11 protein-coding genes are annotated in these 11,921 nt (G+C 56.6%); 3 read left to right on the top strand and 8 right to left on the bottom strand.

Annotation, left to right across the window (positions count from 1 at the left end):
* Nucleotides 1-4: 4 nt before the first annotated feature.
* Together SH678x_RS05995 and SH678x_RS05990 are read right to left on the bottom strand one after the other, a co-directional pair.
* Nucleotides 5-805 carry an SDR family NAD(P)-dependent oxidoreductase gene (locus SH678x_RS05995; RefSeq protein ID WP_496921979.1) on the bottom strand — a complete coding sequence of 267 codons (801 nt, stop codon included), beginning with the start codon at nucleotides 803-805 and terminating at the stop codon, nucleotides 5-7.
* The gene (locus SH678x_RS05990; protein WP_496921978.1) at nucleotides 802-1,833 is read right to left on the bottom strand and encodes a galactitol-1-phosphate 5-dehydrogenase; all 1,032 of its coding nucleotides are present in this window, start codon (nucleotides 1,831-1,833) and stop codon (nucleotides 802-804) included. The genes SH678x_RS05995 and SH678x_RS05990 overlap by 4 nt, the downstream gene beginning before the upstream one ends.
* A gap of 207 nt (nucleotides 1,834-2,040) precedes the next feature.
* Between SH678x_RS05990 and SH678x_RS05985 the strand changes: the two genes are divergently transcribed.
* The 3 genes from SH678x_RS05985 to SH678x_RS05975 are packed head-to-tail and all read left to right on the top strand — an operon-like array spanning nucleotide 2,041 to nucleotide 4,838.
* Nucleotides 2,041-2,955: a hypothetical protein gene (locus SH678x_RS05985; protein WP_496921977.1), complete on the top strand. Its 915-nt coding sequence runs from the start codon at nucleotides 2,041-2,043 to the stop codon at nucleotides 2,953-2,955.
* A gap of 17 nt (nucleotides 2,956-2,972) precedes the next feature.
* Nucleotides 2,973-4,007, top strand: a complete 1,035-nt coding sequence (locus tag SH678x_RS05980) for a cellulose synthase operon protein YhjQ/BcsQ (RefSeq protein ID WP_496921976.1) — start codon at nucleotides 2,973-2,975, stop codon at nucleotides 4,005-4,007.
* A gap of 12 nt (nucleotides 4,008-4,019) precedes the next feature.
* The gene (locus SH678x_RS05975; RefSeq protein ID WP_496921975.1) at nucleotides 4,020-4,838 is read left to right on the top strand and encodes an ExeA family protein; all 819 of its coding nucleotides are present in this window, start codon (nucleotides 4,020-4,022) and stop codon (nucleotides 4,836-4,838) included.
* On the opposite strand, the gene SH678x_RS05970 is transcribed toward SH678x_RS05975, so the two are convergent.
* The 6 genes from SH678x_RS05970 to SH678x_RS05945 form a co-directional block, all read right to left on the bottom strand.
* On the bottom strand, nucleotides 4,835-6,358 hold the full coding sequence (locus SH678x_RS05970; protein ID WP_496921974.1) for an NADH-quinone oxidoreductase subunit N: 1,524 nt from the start codon (nucleotides 6,356-6,358) through the stop codon (nucleotides 4,835-4,837). The two genes, SH678x_RS05975 and SH678x_RS05970, sit on opposite strands and share 4 nt — an antisense overlap.
* A complete protein-coding gene (locus SH678x_RS05965; protein WP_496921973.1) occupies nucleotides 6,355-8,034 on the bottom strand; it encodes a complex I subunit 4 family protein in 1,680 nt (559 codons plus the stop codon). Before SH678x_RS05965 ends, SH678x_RS05970 begins: the two co-directional genes overlap by 4 nt.
* Before the next feature lie 72 nt (nucleotides 8,035-8,106).
* A complete protein-coding gene (nuoL, locus tag SH678x_RS05960) occupies nucleotides 8,107-10,068 on the bottom strand; it encodes an NADH-quinone oxidoreductase subunit L (protein WP_496921972.1) in 1,962 nt (653 codons plus the stop codon).
* A complete protein-coding gene (gene nuoK, locus SH678x_RS05955) occupies nucleotides 10,061-10,525 on the bottom strand; it encodes an NADH-quinone oxidoreductase subunit NuoK (protein WP_496921971.1) in 465 nt (154 codons plus the stop codon). Before nuoK ends, nuoL begins: the two co-directional genes overlap by 8 nt.
* Nucleotides 10,522-11,256 carry an NADH-quinone oxidoreductase subunit J family protein gene (locus SH678x_RS05950; RefSeq protein ID WP_496921970.1) on the bottom strand — a complete coding sequence of 245 codons (735 nt, stop codon included), beginning with the start codon at nucleotides 11,254-11,256 and terminating at the stop codon, nucleotides 10,522-10,524. Before SH678x_RS05950 ends, nuoK begins: the two co-directional genes overlap by 4 nt.
* Nucleotides 11,257-11,310: 54 nt before the next feature.
* A complete protein-coding gene (locus tag SH678x_RS05945; RefSeq protein WP_496921969.1) occupies nucleotides 11,311-11,913 on the bottom strand; it encodes a NuoI/complex I 23 kDa subunit family protein in 603 nt (200 codons plus the stop codon).
* Nucleotides 11,914-11,921 lie beyond the last annotated feature (8 nt).

The following is an 11,921-nucleotide window of genomic DNA, read 5'->3' as shown; positions in this document are numbered from 1 at the left end:
CCTCTCATTTCCGCGGCAAAGCCCTCACCGCGCCGGTTGAAATTCCTCCATCGACAAGCAACGTCTGACCCGTGACGTAGCAACTCGCGTCCGAGGCCAGGAATAAAAGCGCACCATCTAAATCGTGGACTTGGCCCGGACGTTTGAGGGGTATGCGATCGACCAAGTAATCAACCCATTCTTGATTTTCATAGAGCACTTGGTTCTGTACCGTCTTGAACCACCCCGGTGCTAGGCAATTGACCGTGATGCCATGCGGCCCCCAATCGTCGGCGAGGCTCATCGTGAGCTGCTTGATACCGCCACGGCTCGCACCATAAGGCCCGAGTCCAGCATAGCCATTCACCGACGTGACCGAACCGATGTTGATGATTCTTCCATACTCACGCGAAATCATGTGCCGCGCGGCGGCTTGCGCCACGAAGAATGGTCCACGGAGGTTCGTGTTGAGAATCGTGTTCCAATCCTCCCAGCTCACATCCAGTGCAGGCTTGCGAATGTTGCAGCCGGCGTTGTTCACCAAAATATCGATCTGGCCAAGTTCGGCATGCGCCGCAGCAACCATTCGTTGGATGCTGTCGTAATCCGTAACGTCGAGTTCAAGCGGTACGACCTTTCGCCCCGTGGCGGCAAGTTCGTTTTGAAAGGACTCAAGCGAACTGAGATGACGACTCGTGATGATGACATCCGCCCCGGCTCCTGCCAAAGCACGGGCAAAATATTGTCCTAAGCCGCGACTCGCCCCGGTAACAATGGCGACCTTGCCCGTGAGATCAAACAAGTTTTGGGAAGGATTTTCACTCATGGTTTAAGAATCACTTTCATTAGTCCAGGCTCGCCGGCATGCAATCGAGCAAACCAACTTGGCCCCTCGGCCAGCGGAACCACAGCGGAGATCAACGGCGCCACTTGCACGGCTCCCGATGCAATCAACTCCAAGCACTCGGGATACTCTCCACTCGATGCACATGTGCCGCGGAGGGTGAGTTCGCGCGTCACCACGGCTTGCAATGGCAGGGCAACTTCTGGAGAAAGGTTGCCTACTAGCGTAACAGTCCCACCACGCTGAACCGCATTCACGGCCAATTGCACGGTCGGCGTGATCCCGACGACTTCAAACGCATGGTCAAAGCCTGGGCCATTTTGAATCTCCAAGAGTTGCATCAATGTTTCGTCACCAGTCACGAGAACCGTTTGATCGGCTCCCAATTCTCGTGCGAGTTTCAATTTGCTTTCACTCTGATCGACGGCAACAACTTTTGAAGCGCCGTAGTGTTTGAGAACTTGCACAACCAACAGGCCGATCATTCCCGTACCGACCACCACAGCCGTTTCTCCCTTTACCAATCCTGATCGTCGAACAGCATGCACGGCTATCGAAACGGCCTCCACTAAAGCCGCGTGCTCAAAAGTAAGTCCTTGGGGCAAGAGATAGAGAATTCGTTCCGGCAAGGCGACCAGCTCGGCAAAGGCCCCATGCCGACGATATTCTCCACACGAGACGCCCAGCACTTGGCGATTCTCACAAAGATTCACCGCACCGCGGGTACAAAACGAACACTTCCCACAGGAAATTGTGGAATCGAACGTCACACGATCCCCCACGCGAAACTTGGTGACATTCCGGCCAATGGTTTCAATCACCCCAGCGGCTTCGTGTCCCATGATCAGCGGCGGAATCCGCCGCCCTGTCGAACCGTCGTAGCCGTGGATGTCGCTGCCACAGATGCCACAGGCGGCCACACGTACCAGCACGCCATCGTCCGCGCACTCGGGTACAGGCACCTCGGCGCAAGTGAGCTGGCTCGGTTGCGTTAGTAGCAGTGCTTTCATGGCGAGATTCTTATTCCGCTGGGGGAGTCGCTGGCCAGTATAGAAAGAGCCGTTTCATGCTGCTAGCACGTGCCAATCTTCTCGCGATTGATGCGACCCTCAAGGTCGTTAGTCTCCGCACCGATACTAGGACAAGGCAGTGGTGTGCGACCACCCATCGTGCTAGCACGCGCTGGCAAAACTTTTCCGTCGCATGAGGGCGTTCCTGTGGCTATTCCCCGACGAACCGATTTCCTAACCGACGATTCCGCATTCACGCGGTTGAAAATGCTCGCCGAATTGCCCCACGTGGGTGCAGCACCGGAAGTCGCCGCCGCTCCGCGCACCCAGGCCGTTGAATCGCCCGCTCAGCCAACGCGAACTTTGAAATCGTCTCATCCTGCGTTTGCCGAACTGGCTGATTTGCCAACCGAAGAGCCACTCCCTCGCAAGCGCCGTCAAAAACGGTTCGTCGATCGTGCCCACATCGACCGTGAATGGGAATCCCTCGATGAACGCCACGAGGAAGACTTGCCGCGGAAACGTGTAACGCGCGGCAAGGATCGCGAGCCACGTGGTCATTCTCACACACGTTCAGCCAAACAATCCTCAGGCTGGGGAACATTTTTCTCGCAGACGCATGAGCGAATCGCACCCTTGGCAGGATTGTTTGTCACCGCGGCCTTGTTTGCCTCGGCTGCGTTGCTGTTCTGGATGATGCTCACAAACCGCCAAGGAACCGCCGAACTCAATGAGTTTGCGCTCCCCGGCGAGGGATTCCGTGTTGAGCTCAGCGAGCCACCACTCTCACCCACGGATTCGCTCACTACGGTGCCCCTAGCGGAGAGTATTGCTACGCCAACAAGCAGCATGCCCGAAGAATTCGAATACATGCCCCCCTCAACATCGATTGAGAACAGTCCGATCGAATTTCCCACCCAGACAAGTGCCGCAACATTGCAGCCTACGATTGAAACAACAGATGAGCCCGCCCTGCTCGGTCAACTGTTATTTCCGGTGACTAATACTCCACTCGCACTCGATTACGGCAAAGCCCTGCACCAACCGGCCGACGATTTACAATCGCTCCCCGCCGTCGCGGAACGAGCAGACGCAGCGACGACCGAACCCATCAATCGCTAAGACCTGAGATTCCTCCTATGAGTAACATCGACCAAGCCTTTATTAACGCTTACATGGATCAACCGACCGTCGTGCAACCACCGTTGCCACGGCAATCTGTTGGTCCGCGCGCAGCGGCCCCAGGACCGCAGCTGCGAGTGTTTGCACAATGCGTGGAAAGCCCTCCTAGAACGCTCCGCTACGAAGATGCCGAACCCACGGTCGTTATGCGGCCACAGTCATTCGTTAGGCCCGCTGAGGATTCTTATGCGGCGATCGCCCCCGAGCAACAGAATCATTACTCTTCGCAAGGTGTTGAAGAACCTGAAATGCTGAATTTGCCTTCGCGCGTGAGTGAACGGCGGCCTCTTTCGTCCTTCGCCGCGCCGAAACCCGCGCCCACCGCAGCGTTCAAGCCTTTGTTCGAGGTGGATGAATTCCGCTGGCCAGCCATCACCGACGATTTGCTCCGGTCCTCTAAGAATCTCTTGCTTCCTGTTGTTGAGAACTTACTCGCCGGGTCCCAAGACGGTAAATCGCTCGTGGGACTCGCCGGAACAGCGACTGGCGTTGGCGTCAGCACCGTCACGATGTGCCTTGCACGAATCGCCGCTCAGTCGGGCCAGAACGTCGCACTTGTCGACGCGAATTTCGTCCGCGGCAATCTTGCGGCATCGCTTGGTTTGGAATTCGATGCCGGTTGGGAAGACGTCCTCACCGGGCAAATCCCGCTTGCGGAGTGTGCCGTGTTGTCGCTGGCCGACAAATTGACGCTGATCCCACTCGGTGGTCCCGCCATGGCGGAAAGTGACCGCGTGGCTAATATTCAGTCGTCGGTGATCGCCGGCATGCTACGTTATCACTACGATCTCGTGCTGTTCGATCTCGGCGCGCCACATGACAAAACGCAGTTGAACGTGACGCACAACATCGTCGAACATTGTCGGCTTGATGGGGCAATTGTTGTGGCTCCTAGCAACCACAAAGACGTGGCGACGGTTCACGCCGTCGAGCAACTCAATAAAGTACTCGGAACGCTCTGCCTCGGCATCATCGGCAATCGGGCGAACTAGGCGGCGACCAACATGTACGAGAATTACTGGCAGTTGGAAACCAAGCCGTTCGAGCCGGCTGCCGATGCGCGATTTCTGTTTCCTTGTCCGGCTCATCAGGCCGCGCTGCATAAGCTGCGCTACGCGATTGAAAGCCGTCGTCCAGCCGCGCTGCTGGTCGGTCCCGCGGGAATCGGCAAAACGCTGTTGTGGCATTCGCTTGAAAACCAGCTGGGGGATAGCCTCGGCAAGCAAGCCCATCTGATCTTTCCTTTGTTGTCACCCCGTGAATTGCTCACTGCCATCGCACTTGAACTCGGCGCGACGCTCGGTTCGCAGACATCAACCGATGAAAGCCTGCGCGCCTTGGAAAGCTTGCTGATCGAGAACCGACAGCGCGGAAAATACGCGGTGCTAGCCGTTGACGAAGCTCATCTGCTCGAAGATGCCGGGCTTTTGGAACCTTTGCGCTTATTGATGAACCTGCGCTTCGCCGGAGAGCCGCTGTTCACGCTGCTCTTCATCGGCCAAGTTTCCGCACTTTCGGCGATGGAACGAACGAACAACCTCGACGAACGGCTCGAGATGAAGGTCTATTTGAAGCCGTTTTCCTCGGAAGAAACCGCCGGTTATATCGAGCACCGACTCGTCATGGCGGGGGCCACGCGACCGCTCTTCACTTCAACAGCACTGGAAATGGCCCATCATCTCTCGGGCGGTATTCCCCGGCGAATCAATCGCCTGTGCGATCTGGCGTTGATGGTCGGCTTCGCCGCGGGTGACACTCAAATCGACGCCCCACAACTTCGCGCGGTCGATGACGAATTGGTGACATTATCAGCGGCGGCTTAACTCGCTTGCGCCAACAATTGCCACAGCGGATGGGGGAAGAAGAACAACCCCAAGATCAGCACGGCACATAGACCCACCGCCGCGGTCAAGGCAAACGACTTGTTCACCTCGAGCGTGGGTGGGTCTGCTTGAGGATGCAGATAGGCACGCCGCACGAGACGAAGGTAATACCAACCGGCGATCGCTGCGTTGATGGCCAATCCAAAAGCGAGTAGCCGCATTGTGGAGTCACCCGTCGACCAAGCGGCCAGGAACAAGTTGAACTTGCCCCAAAACCCACCGGTGGGGGGCAGGCCCGTCAGGCTGAATAAAAAGATGGCGAGCACCAAAGCCAGCAACGGCGAGGTCGAGCCGATGCCGTCGAGATCGTTGACCGTTTCCACCGGCTTGCCATTCTTTTTCAACAGTAGCAAAGTGCCGAAGACTCCGAGCGTCATCGTTGAGTAGATCAGTAGGTAAAACAACACGGCCTGTGCTCCGTTGAACTCCGCACTCATGCCGGGCAGCACTGCGAGGCCTACCAGCATATAGCCCGCGTGGGCGACGCTGGAATAAGCGAGCAACCGCCGCAAGTCGTTTTGCAACAGGGCAAGCACATTGCCCAACGTCATCGTGATGATGGCCAGAATCGCCAATGCCTTGGGGGCGGGAACGGTCAAAGCGGCAAACGCGGGATTCAAATCCTGCGTCAACAAAATCGACCACACCAACCGCAGTAACGCCGCAAAACCGACGATCTTGGGCAGCACTGCGAGCAAGCTCGCCATCGGTGTGGATGTTCCCTGAAACACGTCGGGAGCATAAAAGTGGAACGGCACGGCCGTGATGCGGAAACCAAGCCCTGCCACGACCATCGCTACGGCTACTTGCAACAAGCCTACGCTCACCATTCCCGTGGGCTCAGCCAGCGATTGCTTCAGCCAGACAAAGTTTGTCGAGCCCGAGCATCCCAAAAAGATGCTGAGGCCATAGAGCACGAACGCCGACGAAAAAATGCTGAGCAGGAAATACTTCGCCGTCGCTTCCAGACCGCCGCTGTCGGTTCGCGACAAGTACAGCAAGATATAAGTTGGAATGCTTACCAGCTCCAACGAGACAAACATCGCAATAAGATCGTTAGAAGTTGCGGTCAAATTTGTGCCAGCCACGATTAACAACAGGCAAGCGATCTGTTCAGCCGCATAGCGCGGGTGAAGTTGCTCGGCGGTAAAAATCAACAAGATCAAACCGACAATGAACCCCGCGGGCCGCAAGGTTTCAGAAAGTGTGTCGGTCAGGAACGAAGATCGCGCGGGATCGAGCGTCACCTCCGCTGGCCAAATAAAGTAGGCCGCGGCAGCCGCGAACAAGGCAATCGCGCCAACCCACACGCTCTTCGTGCGGTGCTTGGCCCTCGACTCGGGCGAAACTGCCGAGGAAAACGAAGCCCACAGCACGATCAGCGCGGCCGCGAAGATCAAAATAAACTCGGGCAGCAACAGCCGCGCGATTCCCAACAGATTATCAGCGAGATCGTTCACCGGGCATCCTCCCCTGCATTGGTTGGGCCTGCATTGGTCGGCAACGCCGCGGCTAATTGACCATTGGCATCCATGTGTTCAACTGCGAGTGGATCGGGCAGCTTGTCGGCATAAATCGCGGCAATCGCATCCACCTCCGGTTTCATCACGTCGATGAACGGCTGGGGAAACACGCCAATCAACACACACAACGCCATAATGGGAGCCAACGAGAAGATTTCGCGGCTATTCAAATCGGCAAGATCGGTGTGAGCAGCAAGCTTCTTGCTTGGCGTGCCGAACAGCGCGTAACGCAAAAGATTCAACAAGTACCACGCACCCAAAATAATGCCTGACGTGGCGACAACCGCATAGCCAGGGTGCACACGGAACATGCCGATCAATGATAATGTTTCGCCCACGAAGCCATTGAGGCCGGGCAGCCCCATGCTCGAAAGACAGGCGAAGACCAAGCAAACAGAGAACACCGGCAACCGCGCGGCTAAGCCTCCCATGTCATCGAGCTGACGAGTGTGGAGCCGCTCGTAAATCATGCCGACCAACAGGAACAAAGCCCCCGTCGACAAGCCGTGGTTGATCATTTGCAGTGTGCCACCGGCAATCCCCTCGGCATTTAACGCAAATAACCCCAACATGCAAAATCCTAAATGGCTCACGCTGCTGTAGGCCACAAGCTTCTTCATGTCGCGTTGGCTCAGAGCACAGAAGGCACCGTACAAAATGCCGATTACCGACAGAGTTGCCACGAGCGTTACGCCAATGTCGGCAACTCCCAATGGCAACAACGGCATGGCCAAACGCAGAAATCCGTAGGAACCTAATTTCAGCAACACGCCAGCCAGCAACACCGAACCCGCCGTGGGAGCTTCCACGTGGGCTAGCGGCAACCAAGTGTGAAAAGGGAACAGCGGCACTTTGATGGCAAAGCCCGCAAACAACGCCAGGAACATCCAAAACTGAGCAGACTCCCAAAACGCCAGAAGTTCGGGATCAGCCGTGGCAAGTTGGCGGTGAATTTCTTGAGCCAGTTCGGGAATCGAAAACGTGAACACGTCGGGATTCACCGAATGGACGGTCAGCACCACGGCCAGCAAACCGAGCAAACTGATGAGGCTGCCGGTGAGGGTGTAGATGAAAAACTTCCCCGCGGCATACTCACGCTGCGTGCCGCCCCAAATCCCGATGATAAAAAAGAGTGGGATCAGCGTGAACTCGAAAAAGACATAGAACATAATCAGATCGAACGCGCAGAACACGCCGAGCATGCCTGTTTCGAGAATCAACAGCCAGGCAAAGAACTCGGCAACGCGCACGTTGATCGCCGTCCACGAAACCAGCACGGCGGAAACGCACAGCAGGGCGGTCAGCAGCACCAGCATAATCGAAATGCCGTCGATCCCGAGATAGGCTTCAATCTTCACGGGGTCCGCATCGGCTCGTTCAAATTCAAACCAGGTCGCACGGGTCACCATCTGTGGCGACATGATTTCGTCGGCCAGAACCTCGGGGGAAGTGATTTCGTACTTCGCGGCCACGACCACCGATAGCGCCAGCGTTCCGAGCGTTATCAGCAACGTGAGCTTTCGCACCGCGTCGGGACGGCTCGATCCCACGAGGGCGACAAGAATTGCCCCCAACGCAGGAAGGAAAATCATTGCTACGAGTAACGAATTCATCAACTTTCCTGAATGACTTGATAACCACTAAGCCACGAAGGGCACTAAGCCAATCTCATGGTTTGTTTTGAGTCACTGTGCCCACACGAAATAAACCGCCAGCAACATCAGACCAACGAACATCATCGCGGCATACGACTGGATCAACCCGGATTGCCATTTGCGGAACCAACGACCGACGCGCGCCGGGCGTCCCGCGGTCCAATCGACCAAACTATCCACCACTGATTTGTCGAATTGGGCCGAACCCGAGGCAATCCCTTCGAGCGGCTGGACGGCGGTCGTGTTGTAAATTTCGTCGATGTAGAACTTGCCGAGCGACATCTTATACAGGCCAGGAAATCGCTTGGCCCAACCGGCGGCAATGCCTGGGCGTGCCATGTACACCCACCACGCCGCACCGGCACCACCCACGCCCACCAAAGTGCCCATGAGCATCACGATGGGATTCATATGCGGTGCTTCGGTGTGCAAGCCGGGGGCATGCGATAAAAAGTGGAAGAAGTAATGTGTCGGCCCAACGGCGACGCCAATAAAGGCTGCACCAATCGACAAAATGATCAACGGATAGGCCATCACAGGCGGTGACTCGTGGGGATGATGGCCTGCTTCCTTGGGAAACTTTTCCGGACCCCAGAATGTGAGAAAATACGCCCGGAAGATGTAGAACGCCGTGAGGGCCGAAGCCGCTAACGCCGTGATTTGTAGCCACCCGAACAAGCGCGGATAAGGCCCTTCTTCGGCGGCATGCCCAATGACGGCGATCAATTCGTCTTTGCTCCAAAAACCGGAGAACGGAAAAATCCCGGCCAAGGCGAGCGATGCGATCAAGAACGTCCAATGCGTAATCGGCATGACTTTGCGCAAGCCGCTGAATTGGCGAATGTCGATGATGTTCCCCATCGAGTGCATCACGCTTCCCGCGCCTAAGAACAACAGTGCCTTGAAGAACGCGTGTGTGAACAAGTGGAACATTGCGCTGATGCCAGCGATGGGCAGAATCTCATCTCCCCCGCAACCGGCACCCAAGGCAATGAACATCAGGCCCAACTGGCTGACTGTCGAGTAAGCCAAAATTCGTTTGAGGTCGTTTTGCGTCACGGCAATCAATGCGGCGAGCAGCGCCGTGATGCCGCCAATCGTTCCGACAACGGCTTGGGCGTCGGGGGCGAACGCAAACACCGGTGTTAATCGGCAAACCATATAGACGCCCGCCGTGACCATCGTGGCGGCGTGGATCAACGCGCTCACGGGGGTGGGACCTTCCATTGCATCCGGAAGCCAGACATGCAGTGGGAATTGGGCCGACTTGCCGACAGCACCGCAGAACAACAGTAAGCAGGCCGTGGTGAGCAAAGTCGGATGTTGCGCCGCTACGCTTCTAGCGGCCTGAAACACGGTCGGGTAGTCGAGCAATTGCTGGCCCGCTGGTGGAGTCCAATTTAACGCTTCGCCCACCAACATCCACATCAGGAAGATGCCCAAGGCAAAGCCAAAGTCGCCAATGCGGTTCACCAGGAAAGCCTTCTTCGCTGCCGCGGCAGCTGATGGTTTTTCGAACCAAAAACCGATGAGCAAGTAGCTACACAAGCCGACCGCTTCCCAGAAGATGTAAAGCAGAATCAAATTGCCGCTCAGCACGAGCATCGACATCGAAAACACGAACAGACTTACTTCGGCAAAGAAGCGTGGTTGCCCCGGATCGCCGTGCATGTATCCCGAGGCATAAATCGCCACGAGAAAAGCCACACAACAAACCATTACGAGCATCATCGAGCTCAGAGCGTCGACTTGTAGCACCACGTCGACCGTCAGATCGCCAATCGAGAGCCATTCGTAACCGACAACACGCATCGGTTCCTCGCCGACATTGCCGGTGAACATCAACAGCAGCGACAGCACCGCGGAAATCCCGATGCCAATAATGCAGGGGAGGGGACTCACCTCGCGCAGCACGGACTTGCCGAAGATCGCGAGCAAAATTGCCGCCACCAACGGAGCGCCAGGAATCAGCCAGAGCATCCACTCAGCCACGCTTCACGACTTCCTTTCTTGAGGACGGCACGCCATCGGAGGACAGTGATGGTTCGTGACCCGCGGGAGCCAACGGAGGATAAACGGGAAAGACATCGGCCTCTGCCAATTTTTGATTGGCGAGCAGTTCGGGTTCGAGATCAATCACATCCGTTTCACCCAGTTCATGCCAGACGCTCACGTCGAGCGAATTGAATCGCTGATACAACGCCAGGAACAGCACGAGCGCGATACCCGCTTCGCAGGCCGCAACGGTCAGCACAAATATCGTGAACGATTGCCCGTGATAATTGTTGTAGGCCCGGCCAAAGGCGATCAAATTGAGCGCCACGGCCTGGAGCATCAACTCCGCGGAGAGGAACATCACGATCAAATTCCGCCGTGTGAGGAAACCTAAAGTTCCCAGCACAAACAGCACGGCGCTGATCAGCAGTGAATTGTAAAGTTGTGGCGTCATCGGGCTTGCTCCCGGGATTGCAACGCAATCACCATCGTGCCAAAGATCGCCACCAACAGCAGCACGCTCGCCAGTTCCACCGCGAACAAATGGTCGGTCATCAACGAACGGCCCAGCGTTGCCAAGGTGCTCGTATCACCTTCCATGGGGGCACTCAAATTCACGGCGCTTGGCGGGGGCGCGTCGGACTTTTCAGGCAAGGGTTGCTGAATCGCATAAACCAAAACGGCGAGTAGCATTCCGCCGGAGGCCATGGCGAGCATCGGCTGCATCAGCCGTATGTCGTAGATCGATTTGCCCCCTTGCCGCGCGAGCATAATCACGAACAGGAAGGTCACGATGATCGCTCCGGCGTAAACAATGATCGTCGCCGCGCTGACGAATGCCGCCCCTTGCATGAGGAACAATCCGCACGTGGCGAGAATGACCAAAGCAAACCACAGGGCCGCGTAAACGGGTCGAGTTTCGACTTGCATACCGCAACCGGCCATCACGACGATGCCCGCGAAGCAGGTGAACAATGCATCTTCTACCATGTTGCCGCCGGGTTGCCACCAGGCAAACCAAGCCGCCACGACCGCACCCAACAAGCAGACCAGCGACGGAATATTCCGCCGACGTTCCGGCGCAGCGGCAGCTAACATATAGCCGACCACTCCCAGCAGAATTGGAACTCCCAATTCCCAGGGACTAATCGCTGTGGTTTGTTGTGCAAGTAACGGTGAAATCACAAACATGCTTTCCTATGTCATAGCCGCAAGCGGAAGCCAGCGGTTACCAATTTCTTATTGTTCCGCCGCGGGCAGTTGATCAATGGGCCACGCCATACGTTCGGGCGGCACCAAATTATCCGACGCCGGTCCCAACACGCCACGGGTGGTCCGCGCGGGGTCTTTGCCGTCGTTGACCGTGTTGTCATAAACCGACAGCAGTTTGTCCTTGTCAAAAATCATTTCCTGCCGAGTCGAGCCGGTCAGGTCGAAGATCGAGGTCAGCTCAATTGCATCGACGGGGCAGGCTTCTTCGCACATGCCACAGTAAATGCAGCGCAGCTCGTCGATCTCAAACTTAATCGGGTACTTGTCGCGATCTTCCCAGGGCGCTTCGTCGCCAATGATCTCAATGCAGTGGGCCGGGCAAGCCGTCGCGCACAACATACACGCCACGCACTTCACGCGGCCTTGCTCGTCGCGATTCAAGCGATGCACGCCGCGATAGTTCAGCGGCAACTGCGGTCTCTGTTCGGGATACTGCTGCGTGACCGGCTTTTGAAAGATGTGCCGTACCGTGGTCGCCAAGCCTTGCGCAATCGCCGGTAGGTACATCGATTCCCACAGGCCGATGCTCGGTTCTTCGACCCAAGTTATGTCTTTTTGATCGATAGGCATGGGGAGAA

The sequence above is a fragment of the Bythopirellula superficialaquae genome (assembly GCF_059632245.1).
Note: the sequence above shows the minus strand (reverse complement) of the source record. Positions and strands in the feature narration are given on the sequence as shown.